23 protein-coding genes are annotated in these 23602 nt (G+C 55.5%); 11 read left to right on the forward strand and 12 right to left on the reverse strand.

What is annotated here, in order from left to right; translation table 11 throughout:
• The first annotated feature begins 13 nt into the window (after nucleotides 1-13).
• Nucleotides 14-268: a hypothetical protein gene (locus KP814_RS20900; protein WP_253938528.1), complete on the forward strand. Its 255-nt coding sequence runs from the start codon at nucleotides 14-16 to the stop codon at nucleotides 266-268.
• A gap of 16 nt (nucleotides 269-284) precedes the next feature.
• Here the strand turns inward: KP814_RS20900 and KP814_RS20905 are convergent, their stop codons facing one another.
• The 3 genes from KP814_RS20905 to norR all read right to left on the reverse strand — a co-directional run bounded on the left by KP814_RS20905 (nucleotide 285) and on the right by norR (nucleotide 3356).
• Nucleotides 285-1046, reverse strand: a complete 762-nt coding sequence (locus KP814_RS20905; RefSeq protein WP_216738590.1) for an ABC transporter substrate-binding protein — start codon at nucleotides 1044-1046, stop codon at nucleotides 285-287.
• 87 nt (nucleotides 1047-1133) lie between these two features.
• Nucleotides 1134-1664, reverse strand: coding sequence for a hypothetical protein (locus tag KP814_RS20910; protein ID WP_216738591.1), 531 nt, complete (start codon nucleotides 1662-1664; stop codon nucleotides 1134-1136).
• 93 nt (nucleotides 1665-1757) lie between these two features.
• Nucleotides 1758-3356 carry a nitric oxide reductase transcriptional regulator NorR gene (gene norR / locus KP814_RS20915; protein ID WP_216738592.1) on the reverse strand — a complete coding sequence of 533 codons (1599 nt, stop codon included), beginning with the start codon at nucleotides 3354-3356 and terminating at the stop codon, nucleotides 1758-1760.
• A gap of 173 nt (nucleotides 3357-3529) precedes the next feature.
• On the opposite strand from norR, the gene KP814_RS20920 reads away from it, so the two are divergent.
• The 3 genes from KP814_RS20920 (at nucleotide 3530) to hmpA (ending at nucleotide 6356) form a co-directional block, all read left to right on the forward strand.
• Nucleotides 3530-3778, forward strand: a complete 249-nt coding sequence (locus tag KP814_RS20920) for a hypothetical protein (RefSeq protein ID WP_216738593.1) — start codon at nucleotides 3530-3532, stop codon at nucleotides 3776-3778.
• A gap of 10 nt (nucleotides 3779-3788) precedes the next feature.
• Nucleotides 3789-4976, forward strand: coding sequence for an NnrS family protein (locus KP814_RS20925; protein WP_216738594.1), 1188 nt, complete (start codon nucleotides 3789-3791; stop codon nucleotides 4974-4976).
• Nucleotides 4977-5150: 174 nt separating this feature from the next.
• Nucleotides 5151-6356, forward strand: coding sequence for an NO-inducible flavohemoprotein (gene hmpA / locus KP814_RS20930; protein WP_216738595.1), 1206 nt, complete (start codon nucleotides 5151-5153; stop codon nucleotides 6354-6356).
• Between the two features lie 41 nt (nucleotides 6357-6397).
• On the opposite strand, the gene KP814_RS20935 is transcribed toward hmpA, so the two are convergent.
• Nucleotides 6398-7627 (reverse strand): flagellar assembly protein FlgT, encoded by a 1230-nt coding sequence (locus KP814_RS20935; protein WP_216738596.1) that lies wholly within the window; start codon nucleotides 7625-7627, stop codon nucleotides 6398-6400.
• A 16-nt stretch (nucleotides 7628-7643) separates the two neighbouring features.
• Nucleotides 7644-8222, reverse strand: a complete 579-nt coding sequence (locus KP814_RS20940; RefSeq protein WP_127973098.1) for an LPP20 family lipoprotein — start codon at nucleotides 8220-8222, stop codon at nucleotides 7644-7646.
• Between the two features lie 291 nt (nucleotides 8223-8513).
• On the opposite strand from KP814_RS20940, the gene KP814_RS20945 reads away from it, so the two are divergent.
• Entirely contained in the window at nucleotides 8514-9791 is a 1278-nt protein-coding gene (locus tag KP814_RS20945) for a multifunctional CCA addition/repair protein (RefSeq protein ID WP_216738597.1), read from the forward strand.
• 156 nt (nucleotides 9792-9947) lie between these two features.
• Nucleotides 9948-11126 carry an acetyl-CoA C-acetyltransferase gene (locus tag KP814_RS20950; protein WP_216738598.1) on the forward strand — a complete coding sequence of 393 codons (1179 nt, stop codon included), beginning with the start codon at nucleotides 9948-9950 and terminating at the stop codon, nucleotides 11124-11126.
• Between the two features lie 246 nt (nucleotides 11127-11372).
• On the opposite strand, the gene proX is transcribed toward KP814_RS20950, so the two are convergent.
• The 3 genes from proX to proV all read right to left on the reverse strand — a co-directional run bounded on the left by proX (nucleotide 11373) and on the right by proV (nucleotide 14827).
• Nucleotides 11373-12377 carry a glycine betaine/L-proline ABC transporter substrate-binding protein ProX gene (gene proX / locus KP814_RS20955; RefSeq protein WP_216738599.1) on the reverse strand — a complete coding sequence of 335 codons (1005 nt, stop codon included), beginning with the start codon at nucleotides 12375-12377 and terminating at the stop codon, nucleotides 11373-11375.
• A 102-nt stretch (nucleotides 12378-12479) separates the two neighbouring features.
• Nucleotides 12480-13589, reverse strand: coding sequence for a glycine betaine/L-proline ABC transporter permease ProW (gene proW, locus KP814_RS20960; RefSeq protein WP_216738600.1), 1110 nt, complete (start codon nucleotides 13587-13589; stop codon nucleotides 12480-12482).
• A 26-nt stretch (nucleotides 13590-13615) separates the two neighbouring features.
• A complete protein-coding gene (gene proV, locus KP814_RS20965) occupies nucleotides 13616-14827 on the reverse strand; it encodes a glycine betaine/L-proline ABC transporter ATP-binding protein ProV (protein ID WP_216738601.1) in 1212 nt (403 codons plus the stop codon).
• A gap of 543 nt (nucleotides 14828-15370) precedes the next feature.
• Here proV and trmL point away from each other — a divergent pair.
• Nucleotides 15371-15835 carry a tRNA (uridine(34)/cytosine(34)/5-carboxymethylaminomethyluridine(34)-2'-O)-methyltransferase TrmL gene (gene trmL, locus KP814_RS20970; RefSeq protein ID WP_216738602.1) on the forward strand — a complete coding sequence of 155 codons (465 nt, stop codon included), beginning with the start codon at nucleotides 15371-15373 and terminating at the stop codon, nucleotides 15833-15835.
• An 86-nt stretch (nucleotides 15836-15921) separates the two neighbouring features.
• Here trmL and KP814_RS20975 read toward each other — a convergent pair whose 3' ends face one another.
• From KP814_RS20975 to KP814_RS20990, 4 genes are all read right to left on the reverse strand, one after another.
• Nucleotides 15922-16341 (reverse strand): organic hydroperoxide resistance protein, encoded by a 420-nt coding sequence (locus tag KP814_RS20975; RefSeq protein WP_216738603.1) that lies wholly within the window; start codon nucleotides 16339-16341, stop codon nucleotides 15922-15924.
• A 234-nt stretch (nucleotides 16342-16575) separates the two neighbouring features.
• Nucleotides 16576-17055: a protein-export chaperone SecB gene (gene secB, locus KP814_RS20980; protein ID WP_216738604.1), complete on the reverse strand. Its 480-nt coding sequence runs from the start codon at nucleotides 17053-17055 to the stop codon at nucleotides 16576-16578.
• A 149-nt stretch (nucleotides 17056-17204) separates the two neighbouring features.
• Nucleotides 17205-17480, reverse strand: a complete 276-nt coding sequence (gene grxC / locus KP814_RS20985) for a glutaredoxin 3 (protein WP_127973106.1) — start codon at nucleotides 17478-17480, stop codon at nucleotides 17205-17207.
• A gap of 43 nt (nucleotides 17481-17523) precedes the next feature.
• Nucleotides 17524-17940, reverse strand: coding sequence for a rhodanese-like domain-containing protein (locus KP814_RS20990; RefSeq protein WP_216738605.1), 417 nt, complete (start codon nucleotides 17938-17940; stop codon nucleotides 17524-17526).
• Nucleotides 17941-18384: 444 nt separating this feature from the next.
• Here KP814_RS20990 and gpmI point away from each other — a divergent pair, with 444 nt between their 5' ends.
• The 4 genes from gpmI (at nucleotide 18385) to KP814_RS21010 (ending at nucleotide 23579) form a co-directional block, all read left to right on the forward strand.
• Nucleotides 18385-19929, forward strand: a complete 1545-nt coding sequence (gpmI, locus tag KP814_RS20995) for a 2,3-bisphosphoglycerate-independent phosphoglycerate mutase (RefSeq protein WP_216738606.1) — start codon at nucleotides 18385-18387, stop codon at nucleotides 19927-19929.
• A 239-nt stretch (nucleotides 19930-20168) separates the two neighbouring features.
• Complete coding sequence (locus tag KP814_RS21000) at nucleotides 20169-21287, forward strand: murein hydrolase activator EnvC (RefSeq protein WP_253938529.1); 1119 nt, start codon at nucleotides 20169-20171, stop codon at nucleotides 21285-21287.
• A 22-nt stretch (nucleotides 21288-21309) separates the two neighbouring features.
• Nucleotides 21310-22662, forward strand: coding sequence for a S41 family peptidase (locus KP814_RS21005; protein ID WP_216738608.1), 1353 nt, complete (start codon nucleotides 21310-21312; stop codon nucleotides 22660-22662).
• A 59-nt stretch (nucleotides 22663-22721) separates the two neighbouring features.
• Nucleotides 22722-23579 carry a divergent polysaccharide deacetylase family protein gene (locus tag KP814_RS21010; protein WP_253938530.1) on the forward strand — a complete coding sequence of 286 codons (858 nt, stop codon included), beginning with the start codon at nucleotides 22722-22724 and terminating at the stop codon, nucleotides 23577-23579.
• The last annotated feature ends 23 nt before the right edge of the window (nucleotides 23580-23602 follow it).

The raw sequence follows: 23602 nt of genomic DNA on the forward strand, positions 1-23602 counted from the left end.
GGAGCAGGATAGATTGATTCAACACACCGCCGGAGGTCCCAAGACCTCCGCCCGGTGGCAGGCCGCCGTGATGCGGGCGACCGGCGAACTGATGCAAAACCCGGAGTACGCACAGCCAACCAGCCAGGATCTGCGCATCGCCTACGCCAAAGCGTTGTTCAGTATTTACGGCGATACCGTGACGGATCTGGAGCTGACTGAAATGCTCCTGGTTTTGTGGCGTATCGAAATGGATAGCCTCTCCCCTGTTCAGCATTCGCAGACCTAAAGCAATCTGCTGAGAATCAACGCTCTCCCAGCCACTTCCGGGTAATGCGCTGCATGCGCCCGTCCCGCTTCATTTCATCCAGAGCATCCTGCCAAGTCTGAATCACGCTATCCGGAACCTCTTTGGAGAAGGCGATATATTTGGGCTGTTCCTGGATGACGTAAACGATTTTCATCAGTCCGGGGTCTATGCCCTGCAACCTGGCGGTAAATACGCCCACCACATCCACCGTCACCCAAAGATCCAGATAGCCCCGCACCAAATTACCCGGATTAAACTGCTCACTCCCCGGGCTACTGACCAGATTGGCGAAGCCTTGTCGTTGCAACAGCTTTTCAGCGGAGTACCCCTGTACCGTACCGATGCGAGACACTGCACGGGCGTCGTCCATGTTGTTGATCTGAACATTGGAGTCTTTAGCGGCGAAAAACACCAAGTTAGAAATCGCCACCGGCCCCACCCACTTATATAACGACTCTCGTTGTTCTGTGCGAGTGACTGTGAATAACGCCGCGTTGGGCCTGTTGGCCAAATAATACAGACCCCGTTTCCAGGGCGTGGATTGGATAGGATAGGCCTCGCCTACCGTTCGCATAATTTCCTCAACGGTTTCAACCGCCATGCCTTTGGCGACGCCATTTTCCGTGTAGCAGAAGGGAGGATATTCAGAGATGTAGACGTCCAACGTCGCTGTCGCGCTTCCCGCCGTTTCAGCATGAGTTGGCAGGGCGCGACATAGCATCAACACGAAGAAACAGCACCAGCGTGAGACCAGCATGACTTCCCGCCGCAATATTCATGGGGGTGGCTATAAGTCTAGCCCTTGTCATATCACTGTAAAGTCTTCGAGGCGTTCGGAGCCCCTTTAAACGAGGCTCTCCACGCGCTGCAAAAACGCGCTCGCCTCCGGTTCAGGGCCGTCTCCCATATTAGCGTGAGAATCGCCGCGCCACTCACACATAACGGTACGCAGTCCACCTTCCGTGCTTACGCCAAGCTCTAAGGTAAAATAGCGGAATGGAGGCGTCCCATTTTCTACGTTCATCTCCGGTCCCGCCGTCAGCACTATCGCCACCAGCATCGCCTCCGCGACAGCTTTGGCCTCAGGCATTTTCATTAGAATCGTCGGATACTCCTTCACCCGTAAGGTGGCGAATTCAATGTCACCGGGATCAAAATCCGCTTTGCCCTCCGCGTCGCAGTTTTCGCATACTTTGGACCAAAGAAAATCCACCAGGTGCGATCGCTCTTCGGTAGGGATCAAGGCGAATAACTGTAACGGATCGCTTTCGCAAAACTTACGCATGGCGATGTGGGCGAACATGTAATGATGCGGCCTGGGATCGCTCAACAGTTCGACTTCATTCTGACCCTTGTATTGCTTTTTCCAGAACATAAACGACTACTCCAGTTTTCGATTTCCGGTCTTTGTTCGCGCGCTATTGTTTATTGCGAACGGTTGTTTATTGCGAACTATTGTTGTTGCGAACTACGGTTTGTCGCGCACGACGGCATGCCGCCTTTCCACATGAACGCCCAGCCGCTTGGCCAGCCTGATAAGGTTGGCGCGGTCCAGAGACAGGGCGCGGGCGGCGGCGGCCCAATTGCCCTGCTCTTCGGTTAAAGTGCGATGAATCAGTTCGCGCTGAAACCGTTCCGTTTCTTCTTTCAGGTTAACAGGCTTATGCGATGAAGCCAGCTCAGAGGAGACAGTATGATCTGACTGCGACATAGTTGAGGAGGAAAGCGGAACGGAAAGATCACAGTGCTCCGGTAAGATCGTCACAATCCGCTTCCCCGCCTGCTGGCTTCTGGCGCGCAGGGCCGCACGGCTGATGGTGTGCTCCAGCTCGCGCACATTTCCCGGCCAGGAGTATGCCAGCAACGCCTCATTCACCGCCTGCGCCAGACGAATCTGCTCCATACCCAGCTTGCGCCGCGTCGCAGCGATAAAATAACCTGCCAGCAGCAAAACGTCCTGGTCCCGTTCGCGCAAAGGCGGAACCTGAATGGGATAGACGCTCAGACGATGATATAAGTCTGCGCGAAACGTTTCTGCTTTCACTTCCCGCGCAAGATCCCGATTAGTGGCGGCGATCACCCGCACATTCACTTTCTCCGGTTTATCCCGCCCCACTTTTTGCACTTCTCCGCTTTGCAGCGCTCGCAGCAGTTTGCTCTGCACCGCCACTGACAACTCGCCGATTTCATCGAGAAACAGGGTGCCTCCATCCGCCAGCATGAACTTGCCCATACGATCGCTGTTGGCGCCAGTGAAGGCGCCGCGCACATGACCAAACAGCTCGCTTTCCGCCAGGGCGTCCGGCACGGCGGCGCAGTTGACGTATACCAGCGGCTCATTGCAGCGGGACGACTGCATGTGCAAAGTGCGGGCGACCAGCTCTTTCCCCACGCCAGTTTCCCCGGTCACCAACACATTGAAGTCCGAGGACGCCACTAGCCGGATTTCCCGCCGCAACTGCGCCATGGCGACGCTTTCGCCTATCAGTTCGCCGCCATCACGGCTCAATGCCTCCTGGGTCAGCGCCAACGCTACTTCATGGGCGTGACTGGCCTTGTACTCCAGCATGTTCAGCAGTTCGGCTGATCGTAATGTCGCAGCTGCCAGAGCGTTAAGAATAGATAGCGTCTTCTGGGAAATATCGTCGAACACGCCGGCGCTCAGGCTGTCCAGCGTCAGCAGGCCGATCAGGCGATGGTCCGAATACAAGGGAAATCCCATGCAAGCGTGCACCGGCAGATCCCCTTGCGTCGCCAGCAGTAGACCGTCATAGGGGTCCGGCAACTGGCAGTCGGCAGCGAAGCGCACCGGTTGGCGCGACTGCGTCAGACGTTCGAAACGCGGGTGTTCATCCGCCTTGAAGCGCCGTCCCAGAATATCCGGAGACAACCCCTGCGCCGCCAATGGAACCAGCACATCCTCGCGCAAAGCGAGCAGCGCCACCGCATCACAGGGTATGGCGTGGCGCACGGCGCTCAATAAGCGATCAAAGCGGTCTTCATTGGTCAGGCTATTGGCGAGATCCACAGCGATCTCCACTAACACGGAGAGAGGCGCATCGGTCATATCAAATAAACCCTTATATGTCTTTTAGACTCGATTTATCAGGGTCATTTTAACCCTCCCGTCGCTTAAATCCAGCGCTTTTCCCTTTAATTTCAGGGCATTCCAAACTGGCAAAGCAATTGCAAATACAGAATCAACACTTCCGGTTAATACGCATCTTGAGGAGGAATGCTATGAACCAGGCCAACGCAACCCTCGACGGTTTCGCCGCCAGACTGATGAAGATTGGCGACAGAACGCTGGTGACGTCCATTTTCGTTATCGTCGCCACCGCGCTGATTTGCTACCCCTACGCGGACAACTTCAGCATCGGACAACAAGTCGCCGCCCATATCACCATGGTGGTGTCAGCCGGCGCTCTGAAACTGGGCTATGTTTTACGTCTGATCGGCAATCGCCGCATCGCTTTGAATGGAGGCTGATTAAAATCTCATGACCTCAATCGTCAGCGACCGCAACCCGCGCACAACCCTGCCATTACTGGGTTTGGCGTTCCGCCCCTTTTTTCTGTTTGGCGCGCTGTTCTCCGTTGCCGCCATCGCCTACTGGATATTGCTGCTGAATGGCTCAGCGCCCTGGCTCACCGCCATGTCGCCGGTCGTCTGGCACGGCCATGAAATGCTGTTTGGGTTCGGCGGAGCGATAGTCGTGGGATTTCTGCTTACGGCGGTGCAGACATGGACCGGCTTACCCAGCGTGAAAAACAAAGCGCTGGCGACATTAGTTCTGCTCTGGCTGACAGCCCGCGTCGCCTTCTTTCTCGGCGGCGACGCGCTACGCCTGGCCATTGTCGCGGAGATATTGTGGTGGGCCCTGTCGGCGCTGGCGTTCATCAACTTACTGGTTCGTTCAGGCAATCACCGCAATCTGATCATCGCTCCGGTTTTGATATTGATGGCGACACTGGACATCGCTTCCATCGCCGCCAGTGATGCGGGACTGGCTCTGCATCTCCTTAATACCGGCGTCCTGATGATGGGTGTCTTGATCACCCTTTTAGGTGGCCGGGTCATTCCATTTTTCACACAACGGGGACTTGAGATTGACGCCATCACAACGCCCGGCTGGCTGGAAAAAGCCCTGGCGCTGCTGACGCCTCTGACGGCGCTGGCTTTTTTCAGCGAACGCTTTCTCACTTCACTGACGCTGACCGTCGCAGTGCTGTTGCTGGCAACAGGCGCGCTGCAACTCTTGCGGATCGCGCACTGGCGCAGCCTGAAAACATTCGGCGCGCCGCTGTTGTGGTCGCTGCATCTCTCTTATCTGACGCTGGCTCTCGGGCAGACAGGCATGGGCCTGAGTCTGCTGTCACAAGGCGTGCACTTCGCAGACGCTTTGCATCTGGTGACCGTCGGCGCCATCGGCGGCATGATTCTGGCGATGATGTCCCGGGTCTCATTGGGACACACCGGCCGACCTTTACAGCCGCCAGCACTGATGTCCTGGGCGTTTGCGTTGATCCTGGCGGCGGCTGTGGTGCGCGCAGGGCTACCGCTGCTTATGTCGGCTCCCGCCGCCTGGCGCATTTCCGCAGCGCTTTGGGCGCTGGCTTATTTACTGTTCGTCATTCATTACGCCGGCATTCTCAATGCGCCGCGCGCAGATGGAAAACCCGGTTGAACGCCACTGCCCGCCGCCCACTGTGGACAAACATGAGACGTATTGATTGACCTGATTTTCACCTAAGCGCGCAGCGGTTTTCTGTCGCGCGCTTAGTTACACCACTGAACGCGTCATGACTCATGACGCAACACGACATCCATAACGCTATTTACCATCCAAGAAGGAGTTAGAGTGTTAGATTCCAACACTATCACAACCATCAAAGCCACCATCCCGGTATTGGAAAGCGGGGGCGTGGCGATCACTGAGCATTTTTACCGCAGATTGTTCAGCCACAATCCCGAGCTGCTGAATATTTTCAACAGCAGCCACCAACATTCAGGCGGGCAACAGGTCGCCCTGTTCAACGCCATCGCCGCGTACGCCAAGCACATTGAAACGCCGGAAGCGCTGCAAAGCGCCGTCGAGCGCATCGCTCACAAGCACACGAGCTTCAATATCCAACCCGCGCAGTACGACATCGTCGGCCATCACCTGCTGGAAACGCTGCAGGAACTGCTTGGCGACGCATTCACTCCAGAAATCAGAGACGCCTGGACCAAGGCCTATCAGTTTCTCGCCAGCATTTTCATTGCGAAGGAAGGCGAGCTGTATCAGACACGCGCCAGCGCCCAAGGGGGCTGGAAAGGAACTAGAACGTTTATCGTGCAGTCAAAACAAAAGGAGTCCGAGCTGGTGACCAGTTTTGTGGTGGCGCCCAAGGATGGCGACCCGGTCATCGACTTTCAACCGGGTCAGTACATCGGCGTCAAGGTCAAACCCACCGTCGATGGTTATGCGCAGATTCGTCAGTACTCTCTGTCGGCAGCGCCTAACGGCGCCACATACCGCATATCCGTAAAACGGGAGTCCGGAGAACAGCCCGGCCTGGTGTCCAACTATCTGCATGATCATGTTCAAGAGGGAGACGCGCTGGAACTCATGGCGCCCGCAGGCGACTTTGTTCTGCATGAAGAGCGTAGCCGCCCCACCGTCCTGATTTCCGCCGGCGTCGGCCTGACGCCGATGATGTCCATGCTGGAACGTTTGAGCGCGGCAGACGACGATGCGCCGATTCACTATCTGCACGCCTGCGAAAACGGCGCGCAGCACAGCTTCAAACATCGCCTGGGCGACTTGTTGGGCATGAAGAAAAACCTGTCCGCGCATGTCTGGTATCGCGAGCCCCGCAGCGAGGATCAACTGGATCACGACTATCAGGCGCAGGGCCTGATGGATATTCCCAGTGTTGCGGCAACGCTTCCATTGGCGCAGGCGCGCTTCTATCTGTGCGGCCCCACGCCATTCATGGCCATGGCGAAAAAGCAGTTACTGTCGTGCGGCGTGGATGCGGAACGCATCCACTATGAGGTATTTGGTCCGCATAGCGATCTGTAAGCCAGTAATAGGTAAACCAGTAACAGGTAAACAAGCACAGATCACCAGCGGATCAGGACATCATCCATCTGAATGTTCAGACGGGTGGGGTCGATATTCAGACGGCCAATGGAAAACTCAGGCTGCACCTGATCCACCTGCAAGGCCAGTTTGACATCGCGCAGCTCGGTTCCCTGGAACCGGGTTGCGTCAAACAACTGCCGTGAACGATAGACCTGGAAAGTATCTCCCGGACGAATGCCTGCATTGGCGCCCGCCTCAAACATGATCTGACGCCCCTCCACTCGCGAGATGCGAGTCATAAACGGCTGACAGGACACATTCTCTTCAATGTCGCCCGCCATGCTCATGAGCGCCCGTTTCACCGCCCGGCCATACTCCATTTCGTTAAACCCGGCGGACAGCAACCCATAATGTTCATCCGCCCGCGCCTCCCAATCGGCGCCGGTGCGATAGCGCTTCTGAAACAGAATGGCTCCGCTAAAACCATCATGGATAAACATCTCCACATCGAATACCCGGTAGGTGTCCTTCAAACCTACGAAGCGCAGCGTATTGTTGAGAACGGAGCGTTTCAGCCCTTCCGGGTCGCGCAGAGTCATGTTCCTGACTACGCCGGACACCACAAACTGCACGCCAAGATCCCGCGACGCCGACACCGCTTTGGTCAACGTGCGCTGCTCCGTCTCATGGGTGGGCGCATTAGCGAGTTCATCGTACAGATGCAACTGACTGGCTTCATGCACAGCAAGACGTGGAGAAGATTGTAGAAGCTGATTGAGGTAACTGGGGATATCACGCTCCACGCCATACAAGCCGCCGACGGAGGCTTGTCGGGGGTCCTGCAGAGAGAAAGACAACAGCGCCAGCTTGCGTCGGTAGGCATTGACGGAGGCGCCGTCGCACAACGGCTGCTCGTACATATCCGCATCTACGGTTAGCACTAATGTGTCGTCTTCCACCTCTTCACTAACCGGAACGACTCGCTTGGCTTTAGCGCGGCTGCTCACGCTCACGCTGGATTGGGTTAAACGCCCCAACTCCATCTGATCCGTGCTGGAGACCTCCGCGCCAAACATCAGCGCCGCCTGCCGCAAAGCGTCTTCCTGCGCCGCCTTGCGCGCCTGCTGGTAATCGCCACCGTATATCAAAGACCGCCCCGTGACCCGCACCCACTCTGCATGCGCCGCTCCAGCGCCTAAAGTGAGCAGCAGCCCGAGCACGCCGGACAACGACAGCATCGACAGTCTTCGGTTGAATAACAGCGTCATGATAGGCCCCCGGGTTTCACTTCTTCACATCGCCATCAAGAAAGTACAGACCGGTTCCGGTGCTGCTCCCCGCTGCGCCTGCCGGAGAGTCCATACTGGCGCGCAAGTCCGGGTCGCTATGGGGCAACGGCATGCGGCATTCTTCGGTGTAGCGGAAGTAGTTGACGTTAGTCAGGCAGCGGCGAAATCTTGCCTCCAGCACCACCTCCAGAACCGTCTCAAAACCACCGCCCTGCAATTCCGACACGCTCATCACCCTGGCGCCGCGAATCACGCTGTCCACCATGGTTTTGAAGCCGTCATTCTGCATCACCAGCGCTTCCACCGTGGAAGAGCCATAGATCACCGTTCCGTAGATGCGCTCCGCCAAAGCGCGATAAGCGTCCAGCTTCGACGCGCGCATCGCCAGCAGACGGTGACGCTGGGACGTGGCGTGGCGGGGGTCCTCATAGGTGGCGTACCCTGACACTCTCACCACGATGGGGTCTTTGCCGATGTTATCGTCAATGGGCTCTTGTTTCTGACCATACAGCCCACAGGCCGACAACAGGCTGGCGAGCGCCGCCAATACAACTGCTTGAATCTGCTTACTCACGCTGGAAGCCCTCAGTACCAATACAATTCCTGCGGCGACGTCCGATGACGCCCGCGTTGTATAGAGTCTTATAGAAAAGTTCGTGCCAAGACGGTCTGGGAAGTGGAGAAAGAAATAGAATTACATTAACAATCAAACTATTAGGCAATCTCATGGTGACTTCTTCTGCGTCACTGGGCGATCTCATGCGCCCATATAGCGGAACGATCTTGCCTCACCGGTCTGACGACCTTGTGACCCCTGGTCATTCCAAGTAACCTACCCTTTCAATCATTACCTATTCGAAACCCTATGCAACGATATTTAGTGGGCGGAGCCGTACGTGACGCCTTACTCGGCCTGCCTGTCAAAGACCGCGACTGGGTCATGGTCGGCTCTACTCCTGAGCAGATGCTGGAACAGGGGTATCAGCAGGTCGGCGCGGACTTTCCTGTGTTTCTACACCCCGACAGCAAAGAAGAACACGCCCTCGCCCGCACGGAGCGTAAAAGCGGCAAAGGCTACACAGGCTTTATCTGCGACTTTTCCCCGGATATTTCTCTGGAAGAAGATCTGTTGCGTCGCGATCTGACGATCAACGCCATAGCCATGGACGACGACGGCAATCTGGTGGACCCCTTCAACGGACGCCAGGATCTCGAAGCGCGCATTCTGCGCCACGTTTCTCCCGCCTTTACCGAAGACCCACTGCGCGTGTTGCGGGTCGCCCGTTTCGCCTCCCGTTACGCCGATCTTGGCTTCACTGTCGCGCCTGAAACTCTGCAACTCATGCAGGACATTCAGGCGTCAGGAGAACTGAAAGCGCTGACAGCGGAGCGTGTATGGCAGGAAACCGTGCGCGCCCTGGGACAAAAGCAGCCCCGGGTTTACTTTCAGGTGCTGAAAGACGCCCACGCGTTGCAGGATATTTTCCCCGAATTAAACGCCTTGTTCGGCGTGCCGCAAGCCCCGCAATACCACCCGGAAGTGGATACCGGTCTGCACAGCCTGATGGCGTTGGAGCAAGCCTGCCTGTTGAGCGAACGGGAAGAAGTGCGTTTCGCCGCCTTGATTCATGATCTGGGCAAAGGCGTCACGCCACAGGAAGCATGGCCCAAACATCATAACCATGAAGCGGCCGGGGTCGATTTGGTAAAAGCGCTGACGGAGCGGGTCAAAGCGCCCAAGCTGTTCAAAGAACTGGCGCTGATGGCCTGCCAGTACCACACCCATTGCCATCGCGCTCTGGAGTTACGCGCCAACACCCTGGTGAAGCTGCTGCAATCCTGCGACGCCTGGCGCCGGCCGGATCGTTTCGAACTGTTCTTGCTCGCCTGCGAGGCGGACGCCCGTGGCCGTACTGGATGGGAGCAAAAGCCTTATCCTCAGGCGGACTATCTGCGCGGCGTCCTGGAGGCGTGTCAGCAGATTCAGCCGCAGGAGCTGGTGGCCCAGGGTTATACCGGCGCCAGGCTGGGAGAGGAAATTCAGCGTCGCCGCATCAGCGCGGTTAAACGCTTCAAGCGCGACTATGCGCCAGAGACCTACGAAGATGACGACGAAGACGACGAAGACGACAGCTTGACCTGACTCAAGCCGGCGGACGATTGCCTGCATCTTCGACCAAAGCGTTATTATAAAAAACAACATCAATAAGTATGCTCATCCTCCAGGCCTGGAAACGTCAACGCCTTGAGGATGACAAAGCATCAGTTCACACACTGACGGATTGAAAGGAGATTTCATATGAAGAAGGTCGTCATTGTCGCCGCCACCCGCACCCCAGTGGGCGCATTCGGCGGTTCCCTCGCCACGCTCAGCGCCGACCAACTGGGATCGGCGGTGATTAAAAAGTTACTGGAGCAAACCGGCGTCGATCCCGCCAAAGTCGATGAAGTGCTGCTCGGTCAGGTGCTTACCGCAGGATGCGGTCAAAACCCCGCGCGTCAGGCTTCCATTAATGCCGGCCTGCCCAATTCCMCCCCCGCCATGACGATCAATAAGGTCTGCGGCTCAGGTTTGAAAGCCATACATTTGGCGGCTCAATCTATCATGCTCGGCGATGCCGATATCGTGATCGCCGGCGGACAGGAAAATATGAGTCAGGCGCCGCATGTGCTGCCAAAATCCCGCGACGGCCAGCGCATGGGTAACTGGACGCTGGAAGACTCCATGATCAAAGACGGTCTGTGGGACGCCTTCAACGACTACCACATGGGCGTCACCGCAGAAAACATCGTTGAGAAATACGGCATCACCCGCGAAGAGCAAGACGCCTTCGCCGCGCAGTCGCAGCAGAAAGCGGAAGCTGCGCAGAAAACAGATCGCTTCAAAGAGGAAATCTGCGCCATCAGCGTACCGCAACGCAAAGGCGACGCTATTGTCGTGGACAAAGATGAAAATCCAAGACATGGAACCACCGCAGAGTCACTGGGCAAATTGAGAGCCGCCTTCAAAAAAGACGGAAGCGTTACGGCAGGCAACGCCTCTTCCCTGAACGACGGCGCCGCGGCCGTCATGCTGTGCAGTGAAGAAAAAGCCAAAGAGCTTGGCCTGACGCCCATCGCCACTATCGCCGCTTACGCTAACGCGGGGGTTGATCCCAGCATCATGGGCGTCGGCCCGGTCACCGCCACCCGCCGCTGCCTGAATAAAGCCGGCTGGAGTGTGGAAGATCTGGATCTGGTCGAAGCCAACGAAGCCTTCGCCGCCCAGGCCATTGCAGTGAATCGCGATATGGAATGGGACACCGCCAAGGTGAACGTTAACGGCGGCGCCATCGCCCTGGGCCATCCCATTGGCGCATCCGGCTGCCGCATTCTAGTCACCCTGCTGCATGAAATGATCAAACGTGACGCCAAGAAAGGCCTGGCGACGCTTTGTATCGGCGGCGGCATGGGCGTAGCGCTGGCGGTAGAGAGATAATCATCTCATCTCGCACTCACTATAAACCTCCTCTTTCATAGGGGAGGTTTCACCTCAGCCTTTACGGCAAAGACATCCAATATAGACACTGCTAAATAGGGACAAACGACAGGCGCGCTCACCAGCTTATGAGCGGAATAAGTACGGAATAAAAGAAAGAGAAAGGAGAGGAAAATAAAGTCTGTGGTCGAGAAGCCCGCATGACTGCGCCGCTTCTCCGTTTGACCACAGACGTCGCTTCAGAACCTACTTGGCCGCAGCGCGAGCCTGCTCCAACCAGCCGTCAAATTTCTTCTGATTGGCTTTGATCCAACCATCCGCATGACGCTCGATTTCCGTAGCGCTGTCTTCGCCATCGCGCATACGCAGGTTTTGCGCACTGATATCGTTGGCGCTGATTTTCATAATGGAGAACAGCTTGGCCGCCGCTGGATTGCTCTTAGCGAACTCCAGATTGGCGACGATGCGCTGATTGTTCGCCTGGAAGCCATAGTTGCTGCCATCTGGCAGGCTGGTGTCGATGTCTTTGCGCTCTCCTGGCAGAGAAGAGAACGGCACTTGCAACCAGACTACGTCTTTACCAGGAACCATCACGCCGCTGACCCAGTATGGCGTCCAAGTGTAGTACAACACCGGCTGGCCCTGCTTGTAGCGAGCGATGGTGTCCGCAATGATGGCGGAATAGCTGCCTTGATTATGGGCGACTGTTTTACGCAGGCCGTATGCGTCCAAGTGATGCTCGATGACCTTTTCACAGCCCCATCCAGGGTTACAGCCAGCCAGATCCGCCTTGCCGTCGCCATCTGCGTCAAACAACTTGGCGAGCTTTGGATCTTGCAGCTGCTTGATGTTCTTGATGCCGTATTTGTCCGCCGTGGCCTTGTCGATCAGATAACCCTGCAACGCGCCAGAGGAATAGACGCCTTCACGGTACAGCTTTTCGTCGCCGCCGGCTTTGGTGAAGAAATCCACGTGCAGCGGGTCCCAGTGGTCCGCCATAAATGTACCGTCGCCGTTGGCCAGTGCGACATGGCCGGTCGCGTATTCCACTTCTTTAATAGGTTTGACGTCATAGCCCAGTTTTTCCAGGGCTTTCATGACCAACAAGGTCTGAAACGTCTCTTCCGCAATGGAGCTTTTCAGAGGCTGCACCTCTACGCCCTTGCCCGGCATGCTCTCCGCATGCGCTGTGAATGAAACCGCGCCCATAACCAGCGCAGCAAAACAGCTCTTAATACTCTTCAAGCTCATCAATTTCTCCTGTTTGTTATCAGTAATTTCGATGACTTATTTATCGAGGGATGAATCAAGGCGACGCCAGTCAATAGACGCCGCCCGATATAGGTTGCGACGTCAGGAGGCCTCTACGGTTTTCCCCATCCAGCGACGCACCAGCCCAACCGGGCCGGCGTCATACCAGTGACGGGTCGGACGACTACGGGCGTCTCGACCCAAGGCCTGAGTCATACGGTCCAGCATGATGGCGAGCAGAACAATGCCAACGCCGCCGACCGTCGCCAGCCCCATATCGAGCCGGCCGATTCCGCGTAATACCATTTGTCCCAGACCGCCTACCGCGATCATGGACGCAATAACCACCATGGACAGCGCCAGCATCAGCGTCTGATTGACTCCCGCCATAATCGTCGGGGTCGCCAGTGGCAGTTGCACCTTGAACAGAAGCTGCCGTGGACTGGCGCCAAAAGAGCGCGCCGCTTCCACCAGATCCTCCGGCACTTGTCGAATGCCAAGGCTGGTCAAACGAATTAACGGCGGCAGAGCGAAAATAATCGTCACCGCTACGCCTGGCACATTACCAATGCCAAATAGCATAACAATAGGCACCAGATAGACGAACGCAGGGGTGGTCTGCATAGCGTCGAGCAATGGCCTCACTGCAGAGGCCGCGCGTTCGCTGCGCGCCAGCCAGATGCCCGTGGGCAAGCCTATAAGGAGACAAAACAAAACGGAAGTGAGTACTAACGCCAGGGTCACCATCGCCTCATTCCAGGCGCCGATCAGCCCCACCAGCGTCAAACTGATCAATGACCCGATCGCCAATTTACGACCGGATAACTGCCACGCCAAGAGCGCGAAAAACAGAATCACAAATGTGGCCGGGATTGCCTGCAACCCCGCTTCAATAGAACTGAGAGTGATGTCGATAGGCCAGCGAACGGCCTGAAAGACCGGACGAAAATGGTTGACCACCCAGTCGAGCCCCTGCTCGACCCAGCTGTCGAGAGGAATCAACGCATCCTGAAAAGGATCGAAAATATCAAATGGGGTATCTTGTTGCGGCGCATCCGCCGGCATGTCCAGCCATCCCGTCGCCGTATCTGGGGCCGGTTCGTTCGCCGTCGCGCCATCGCCCGCCGAAGCGCCCCATGGGTTGGCGGAAGGTTCCGGCGCATCTTCAGCCGGAGTGGACCAGGGATTGGAAGCTTGTTTATCGTCAGCCATGAATACCTCTAATAACTATTTCCGGCTTATGCCCGGCTATGACCGTTTGCATTGCTGCGATCCAACGCTTCAAGCAGCGTGGCTTTATTAATGACGCCGGCGTAGCGGCCATCGGTGTCCACCACAGGGAGGGCGCAAGGCGCCTGCGCAACCGCGCCAATCAAATCGCCCAATGAAACATTCGACGTCACCGGCTCCACTTCGGACAAGTAGGCGCTGGTAATTTTCTGCGCCTCCGCTTGGCTGCTGGCGCGCAGTGAATCCACTGACACCACGCCGTGAAACTTCCGGTCCGGACCGACCACATAACCAAAATCCCGGTCATGTTCTTTCAAGCGCTGCAACGCGGAACGTACTCCCATCCCTTCTCTTTCGATCAGAGTAACCTGAGTTTTACGGGCGATATCGCCGGCGCTCAACACGGAGGTGACATCCACGCCGCGGAAGAAGGATTTCACATAGTCATCCGCCGGGTTATTGAGGATTTCCTCCGGCGTGCCCACTTGCACCACGCGACCGCCTTCCATAATGGCGATGCGGTCGCCAATACGCATGGCTTCGTCAAGGTCGTGAGAGATGAATATGATGGTGCGTTTGTCGTTTTCCTGCAGTTGCAGCAACTGGTCCTGCATTTCCGTCCGAATCAGCGGGTCCAATGCGGAAAATGCTTCATCCATCAGTAGGATATGAGGGTCATTCGCAAGGGCGCGGGCCAAACCGACCCGTTGCTGCATCCCCCCGGACAGCTCGTCAGGATAGCTGTTGGCGTAGGCGCTCAAGCCGACTTTTTCCAGCGCTTCCATGGCTCGGGACTCCCGTTCGGCCAAAGGAACGCTGGATAGCTCAAGACCAAAAGCGGTGTTCTGAACGACGTTGAGGTGAGGCATGAGCGCGAAGGATTGAAACACCATACTCATTTTGGTGCGGCGGACATTGAGAAGCGCCTCGTCATTCATGGCGATAATGTCTTCATCGTCCACCAGAATATTGCCGGATGAAGGCTCAATCAATCGATTAAGCAAACGCACCAGCGTTGATTTACCGGAGCCGGACAACCCCATCACAACAAATATTTCGCCTTCCCTGACTTCGAAGTTGGCGTTGCAGACGCCTACCGTCTGCCCGGTTCGGGAAAATATCTCCGATTTGTCCACGCCCTGGTTAAGGAGTTTCAGCGCAGCGTCCGGTTCAGCGCCGAATATCTTGTACAAATTCTTAACAACTAACTTATTTTTCATCAGTGGCTTCTGTTGCTTGTCTATGCCGCCGCGCCATCCCAGACGCCTTCTGCGACAAGGGCTCGGCGGCATTGTCAGAGACGCCTCCAATGGGGGTGCGGGTACGCATTATTGTTAGACTCAATTAAAAAACAGCTTTTAATTCTAACTAATATTTAAGCATTTAACCAATCCACACCAATTAGCCACGTTTGACCGGCAGAAACAAAAAGCCTACAAACGGCATAAAATACAGACGATTACGAGATAAATTTAAGTAGTTTTTGCGATAGGATTGATCAGAAATACGTCTATCAGGCAAAGAAACATTACATAACGCAGAGAAAGTAGTTATACAACTAAAATTATTAATACAAACTACTTAAAGCAAGGAGAGAGGCATTGGCAGAAGAATACGCAGATTCGTTCTTCAAATGATTGCAGAAAGACCCAGTAAGAGAAAAAATAGACGCCTTTCGGCGCGCCCAGCCCGCCACGACGAGATAAACGCATTACTCAAACGCCCGGACGCTTCCGGAACGCCTAATCAAAAAGAGCCTGAACGTGCTGAATATTGTTTTATTCCAACCGGAAATCCCGCCTAACACCGGCAACATCATAAGACTCTGCGCCAACTGCGGATTCGCCCTGCATCTTATCGAGCCCCTTGGATTCACCTGGGACGACAAGAGACTGCAACGCGCCGGTCTGGACTACCATGAGTACGCGCCAGTAAAACGACACGGGGATTTTCAACAATTTCTGGATGACGTACGTCCCAATAAGGTTTACGCGCTATCCACTCGCGGCAAATCCTACTATCACGAAGTATCCTTCTCCGCCGGAGACGCGTTGGTATTCGGGCCAGAGACTCGCGGCCTGCCGCAGCAGATGCTGGACGACCTGGGTCCCGAGTCCTGCTTGCGCGTTCCCATGCGACAAGGCAGCCGCAGCCTCAACCTGTCCAACACCGTCGCGCTGGTCTCCTATGAAGCCTGGCGTCAGTTAGGATTCGAAGGCGGACTTTAAACGCATAAACGCAGCAAAGCCTCCCGCAGGAGGCTTTATTCCAGGCGCCGCACTGAAGCCGAGAGCATAGCGGCGCCCAATCTGATTTAGTTCGCGACATGCAGACGCACGTCCACATTACCTCTTGTCGCATTGGAGTACGGGCAGACTTGGTGAGCCTTATCGACCAGCGCTTGCGCTGCTTCCAGCTCCAAACCGGGCAGTTCAATGAACAGGTCGATATCCAGACCAAAACCGCCAGGAATCTGCCCAATTCCCACCTCAGCGCGGACATTCACGTCAGCCGGAAGCGCGGCTTTTTGCTGACTCGCCACAAACTTCAACGCGCCGATAAAACATGCGGAATAGCCCGCGGCGAACAGTTGCTCAGGATTGGTGGCCGCTCCGCCTGCGCCGCCCAGTTCTTTAGGCGTCGTTAATCGCACATCCAGTACGCCGTCGGAAGATTTCGCATGACCATCACGGCCGCCAGTGGAAGTAACCGATGCTTTATAAAGTACGTTCATTGGGGTTTCCTTTTTCGTGCTCTGATAATTTTTTGGTTAACCGGATCATCCGGGAACGAGACAATATTATCGCAACAATAGTTATCGCGATAAATTTAATTTCCTATCAGAGTCATAGCGGTTCGCTATCCCTCCGCCCTGGATAGAGTTGGCGCCTATTTCAAGACTGGATACCCAAATAAAAGACGAAAAAAAAGCCGGATAACCGGCTTCTTTAATAAGAAAACGCTCAGCTTAGTGCTTGGCTTCTTCCGCAGGAGCGGCCTGCTGCGCCTGTTGACGCTTCACGGCTTCCGCATAGATAGCGTCGAAGTTGACGGGTTGCAGCATCAATGCAGGGAAGCTGCCTTTAACCGCCAACATGTCGATAGTTTCGCGAGCGTACGGGAACAGGATGTTCGGGCAGAAAGCGCCCAGTGTTTGCGCCAGTTGCTGCGGGCTCAAACCATCGATCATGAACACGCCGGCTTGCTGCACTTCGATAACGAACGCAGTCTTATCAGCCAGTTTGGACGTGATGGTCAGGGTCAAAACGACTTCCCACTGGTTGTCGCTGACTTTTTTGTTCTCGGTGTTCAGGTCCATATTGACCTGGGGCTTCCACTCAGACTGGAATACCGCCGGAGAGTTTGGCGATTCGAAAGAAAGGTCTTTCAGATAAATACGTTGCAGCGCGAAAACTGGCTGCTTGGGAGCTTCTGCATTCTCAGACATGACTCTACCTTGATCTCTTTATATTGGTTTGCGGCTCGCAGCAGCGAACCCCCCTTGGTTAACTCGCGTCGGCGTGCGTCCGCAAACGCAGTAGCCATAGAAGCCGACACTTGTCGTTATTTTTCAATTATTCAGGAAGGGGAGACTGATTAGTCCGACGCTCCCGATTGCAGCAGCGCATCCAGCATGCCGGCGCGCTCCAGACCGTAGAGTTCGTCGCAGCCCCCCACATGTTCCTCACCGATCCAAATCTGCGGCACCGTGCGGCGACCGCTTTTCTGCATCATTTCCTGCCTCAGGGCGGCATTGAAATCAACTTTAATTTCTTCGAAAGACGCCCCTTTGGCCTCCAGGAGACGCTTAGCCCGGATACAATACGGGCAGAATTCCGTGGTGTAAATGGTCACGGGCTTGAACTGGGCCATAAAGGATACCGCTTAAAACGTCACTTCTATTACATATGGGCTTTTATTTTTTTGACAATGGCAAATTTGCATTACGCCATTCGACAATGCCCCCTGACAGACGCTGAACGCCTTTAACGCCAGCCGCCGCGAGCGCTCTGACCGCCATGCCGGAATGCTGCCCCATCTTGTCGGCGATGACGATGGTCTTGCCTTCGTGCTTCTTCAGTTCGCCGGCGCGTTCTTTCAGGCTGGTGACGGGCATATGAATGGAGCCTTTGATCACGCCTTCCGCCAGATCCTTCTTCTCACGCACATCCAAAATGACGGCCTCATCATTATTCATCAGTCTGACCACTTGCTGCGGAGACAGAGATTTACCGCCGCGCAAACGCTCAGTAAGAAGCAGAGCGACGGCCAAACCGACGAATAATGAGCTTAAAATCCAGTGATCGAGAGCAAATAAAAGATACTTCTCCATAACTCCGCCTTTTCTTTAGTAATCTTCTGGGGAAGCGTCGCCGCCCTGCTCCGCTTCGATGTCACAGCCCCCCACATCGCGCGCTGGCGATGTCGATGACTTAAAATCTGTTCGCAATCGGAGCCTGTCTCCGCCTGAAAAGCCCGGGCATTATACACAGCCGCCATAGGTTTCAGAAGACAAAGCCCCGGCCGTGTGGCCGATTCCCAACGACAACTCACGAATAAACAATAACTATCAACTACAAAGCAGTTTTAAATTTAAACTATCTATGCGAAACACAGTATGCTGGACCTAACGAAAATCCCAACCCCGCGCCCGAGCTGAAGCCAGGCGCCGTCTAGGCGGACAACGGATTCAGCCGTTTCTCCGATTGACGGCTTTCAAGACATGGGCGCTAATTACAAGTAGAATACTCGTAAAATTACTAATGGCGGACAGAAAATGACTGCAAAACGCAAACCTACAGCTTTACTCATTTTAGACGGTTGGGGATATCGCGAAGGCAAAGATTCGAACGCTATCGCCAACGCCAACACTCCATTCTGGGACCAGATATCCAGCCAAAACCCACATGTACTGATACACACTTCCGGCATGGCCGTGGGTCTTCCTGACGGTCAGATGGGCAACTCTGAAGTCGGCCACATGAACCTGGGCGCCGGACGTATTGTTTATCAGAATTTCACCCGTATCACCAAAGACATCGAAGATGGCGTGTTCGCTCAGAATCCCGTCATCAGCTCCGCTATCGATAAAGCGGTCAGCAAAGGCAAAGCGATCCATCTGCTTGGTCTGCTCTCTCCCGGTGGCGTGCACAGCCATGAAGATCACATTTTGGCGGCCTGCAAAGTCGCCAAAGAGCGCGGCGCGGACAAAGTCTTCGTGCACGCGTTTCTGGATGGCCGCGATACGCCGCCCCGCAGCGCGCAGCCTTCGCTGGAGCGCACCGATAAACTGCTGAAAGAACTGGGCTGCGGCCGAGTCGCCTCCATTATCGGACGCTACTACGCCATGGACCGGGACAACCGCTGGGATCGTGTGCAGTCCGCTTACGACCTGCTGACCCTGGGCGAAGCGCCTTATCACGCAGAAAGCGCAGTGCAGGCGTTGACCGCCGCCTATGAGCGGGGCGAAGACGACGAATTCGTAAAAGCCACCCTTATAAAAGGAAGCAGCGATAACGACGCGGTTATCAATGATGGTGACGCCGTTATCTTCATGAACTTCCGCGCCGACCGCGCCCGCGAGCTGACCCGCTGCTTCGTCGAGCAGGATTTCGATGGCTTCGCACGCAGCAAGCTGCCCAAGCTGGCGGACTTTGTCATGCTGACCGAATACGCCGCCACCATTCACACCGCTTGCGCCTACCCCGCCACGGAGCTGACCAACAGCATCGGCGAGTACATGGCCAACCTGCATAAAACCCAATTGCGCATTGCGGAAACGGAAAAATACGCCCACGTCACTTTCTTCTTCAGTGGCGGTAAAGAAGCCATGTTCGAAGGCGAAGAGCGTATCTTGATTCCGTCTCCCGATGTGGCGACCTACGACCTGAAACCGGAGATGAGCGCGCCGGAAGTTACCGACAAGCTGGTGGAAGCGATTAAGTCAGGCAAATTCGATTTGATCGTTTGCAACTACGCTAACGGCGATATGGTTGGCCACTCCGGCGTCTACGACGCAGCGATGAAAGCGGCTGAATGTATCGACCAGTGTCTGAAGCGCATCGCCGAAGCCCTGGATGAAGTTGGCGGCCAATGCCTGATTACCGCCGACCACGGCAACGCGGAGCAGATGGTGGACGAAAACGGCCAGCCGCATACACAGCACACCACAGGCCCAGTGCCGCTGATCTATATCGGACCAAAAGACATTTCCCTGAAAAAAGACGGCAGACTGTGCGACATCGCGCCCTCCCTGCTGGATCTGATGCAGCTGAAAAAGCCGGAGGAAATGACCGGGGAATCCCTGATCGTTCCGAACTGATTGCCGAAATAATCCAGAGAGGGAGAACCGTTGAACGGCTCTCCCTCTTTTTCTTTAGACCACTGACCCTCCCTACCTTACCACCGGGTTTTGCGCCGCAGACCGAAACTCCTCTATACTTGCCGGGGCCAAATCCCGGAGCCTCCCCTTACAGAGGCGTACATAATTATTAATAAAAGAATTTTCATACCGATCGCATGCAGCTTAGCCGTATCGTCCTCTACGTTATCGCAGTTCTGATGCTTGCGCCCGCGGCCGCCGAGAGTGTCAGGGCTGACAGCGGCTGGCAGGACCAGGGCGACCATGAAAAGAAGCTGAAAGAACTCAAGCGCGATATCAGCAAATTAAAAGACTGGATTCATGACGCCCAGGGCGAGCAAAGCGATCTTGAAAAAGAGCTGCGCGCCACCGAGGAAAAAATCCAGGATAAAGTCCGGGAAATCAACAAACTCCAAACCTCTATCAACGACACTGAAAAGCAGGTCGATGAGCTGGAGGACAAGGAGAAAGAACATCTGGCCTCCCTTTCCCAACAGAAAGGCCTGCTCGCCAGACAGATTCAAGCCGCTTATGGCATGGGCCGCGAGCAAGGCGTCAAATTGCTGCTCAACGCGGAAGACCCCACCACCCTGCAAAGAATGCTGGCCTATTACGACTACCTGAATGTGGCCCGTGGCGAGCATATCGAAAAATATCGCCAGACTATCGAGGAACTGAAGCAGACCCGCGCGGAAATTCTCAAGCGCAACCAAGCGTTGTTGGAATCCCGCAATGCGCTGGCACTCAGCAAAGAAACGCTTGAGTCCAAACGCAAAGAGCGGGAAACGACGCTGGCCAAGCTCAACTCCAGCCTTAATTACAAGCAGAACGAATTGACCCGCATGCAGAAAAACCAGAAGCAACTGGAAACGCTGGTCAAGGAAGTGGAAAAGGCCATATCTAACTTAGAGTTAACCCAAGACTCTGTGCCTTTCTCCAAACTCCGTGCTAAATTACCCAAACCTACGAAGGGCGCATTGCAGCAGCTTCAAGGACAATCCGGCGGTGGTTTCAGACCGTCCGGGGTATTTTTCCAAACCCCACTGAACACCCCTGTTTCCGCCGTGCATCACGGACGCGTCGTGTTTGCGGATTGGCTGCGGGGCTTCGGCCTGTTGATGATCATTGATCACGGCGATGGCTATATGAGCCTGTATGGCTACAATCAAGCTTTACTCAAGGATACCGGCGATTGGGTTCGCAGCGGCGAGACCGTCGCCAGCGCCGGCAGCAGCGGAGGCCAGTCCGAAACCGGGCTATACTTTGAAATAAGGCATAACGGCAAGCCTGACGACCCTCTCCGATGGTTCAAGAAATAAAGGTGAATGCAGGGAATTTAATATGTTGTCAAAATTTACTCGAAATGCGCTATCCGGAATCATTCTCTCTCTCGCCGTTGCCCCACATGGTTGGGCTGACGAGCCCCTGCAGGAACCCGAGACTCCCATCGACGACGTCAGCGTAACAGACGCGGCCATTGCTGAACGCGGCAGTTTGCCCCTGGACGATCTGCGCAAATTCGCGGAAGTATTTGACCGCATCAAACGCGCCTATGTGGAAGACGTCGACGACACCACCCTGTTGAATAACGCCATTCGCGGCATGTTGTCCGGACTTGATCCCCACTCCGCCTACCTGGAGCCCAGCGCTTTTGAAGACCTGCAGGAATCCACTTCCGGCGAGTTCGGCGGCCTCGGCATTGAAGTCGGACTGGAAGACGGGTTCATCAAGGTCATTACTCCTATCGACGACACCCCCGCGCAGAAGGCGGGAATCGGCGCCGGCGACCTGATTATCAAGCTCGACAACAAAACTGTTAAAGGCATGACGCTGGAAGACGCCGTCAATATGATGCGCGGCAAACCCGGCACCCCGATCAAACTGACCTTGGTGAAAAAAGGCGAAAACAGCCCCGTTGAACTGGAAGTGTTGCGCGACGTCATTCGCGTCGCCAGCGTGAAAACCATGAACCTGGACAAGGGATACGGCTACATCCGCATCACTCAGTTCCAGGCGCAAACCGGCTCTGATTTCACTAAAGCGATCAACAAACTGAAAGAAGCTTCGCCGCAAGGTCTGAAAGGCGTGATTCTGGATCTGCGCAACAACCCCGGCGGCGTTCTGCAGGCGGCAGTCGACGTAGCAGACTCTCTGCTGGATGAAGGCCTGATTGTTTACACCGATGGCCGCATTAAAAGCTCCAAGCTGCGCTTTACGGCTACCCCTGGCGATGAGATCGCCGGCGCGCCGATGGTCGTGCTGATCAACGGCGGTTCCGCATCCGCCTCGGAAATTGTCGCAGGCGCCTTACAGGACCACCATCGCGCTATCATCCTGGGCACAGAAAGTTTTGGTAAAGGCAGCGTTCAGACCGTCTTACCGCTGGACGAAGAATACGGCCTCAAGTTGACTACTGCGCGTTACTACACGCCCAGCGGCCGCTCGATTCAGGCCCTTGGCATCGTGCCGGATATTCAGGTGCAGCGCGCCCAGATCACTGAAGAAGAATCACAACCGTTCTTCAAAGAGGCGGACCTGTCCGGTCACTTGGTCAACGAGAATGGCGAAAACGACGGCAAAACCGCCAAGCGGGATAGCAGCGTACAGGAAATCATCGCCAAGGACTTCCAGTTGCGTGAAGCGCTAAATCTTCTGAAAGGCCTCACTATTATGAAGGCGTCCGCGAAAGGCTGAACTGTTTGAGGCCTTCGCTAATCAACCTACTCCGCGCCGGCGTCAGGGCCGGCCTTCTCTTGCTTTTGACGCATTCCGCGGCGAAAGCGGAGGAAGCCGCTGACGCCACGCCGCCCCAAGCGGCGGTGACGCCTGCGATCATGCGCTCCGCCCCACTGGAAGATCATCCGCCCACCATCGCCATCATCATCGACGATATGGGCAACTATCAGCATATGGGGGAACGCGCCATACGCATTCCTGCTCCGCTGACGCTGTCATTTCTGCCTTTCCGTCCTCATACCATTTCTCAAGCCAGACTGGCTTACGCCGCCGGCAAGGAAATCATGCTGCACATTCCCATGGAGAACGTGAAGCGGATTCCCCTCGGCGCCAGCGGGCTGACCAGCGACATGAGCAATCAGGATATGGTGGTGACGTTCCGGCAGGCGATCAAGGCGATTCCATACGTGAGCGGCGTCAATAACCATATGGGCAGCGCCCTGACGCAAAACCGCTCCGCCATGAATCTGGTGATGGGAGAACTGCAGGGCTATCCTCTGTACTTTGTCGACAGTCGCACCACGGCGTCTTCCATCGCGCACTCCGTTGCCGTCAGTCATTCGATCCCTACTCTGGACCGGGATGTTTTCCTGGACCATGTCATCAGCACCAAGGCCATCGACTTTCAGTTCAAACGCCTGCTGGACATCGCCCGCAAAAAAGGCACGGCCATCGCAATCGGCCATCCTCACAAAGAAACCATCGAATATCTGGAAAAAGTGCTTCCCTCACTGGGAGAGCAAGGCGTCGCCATCGCCACTATTAAAGGTTTATGGGCGATTCGCAATAACGCCCAGGACATGTTCCAGACCACGCCCCCGACGATTCTGGCGGAACGCCATCACGACAGCGAACCCAAGAAAAGCGTCAACTGAATCAGTTTGTTGGTTGATAGTGT

Source organism: Hahella sp. HN01 (assembly GCF_018986435.1).
GTDB lineage: Bacteria > Pseudomonadota > Gammaproteobacteria > Pseudomonadales > Oleiphilaceae > Hahella.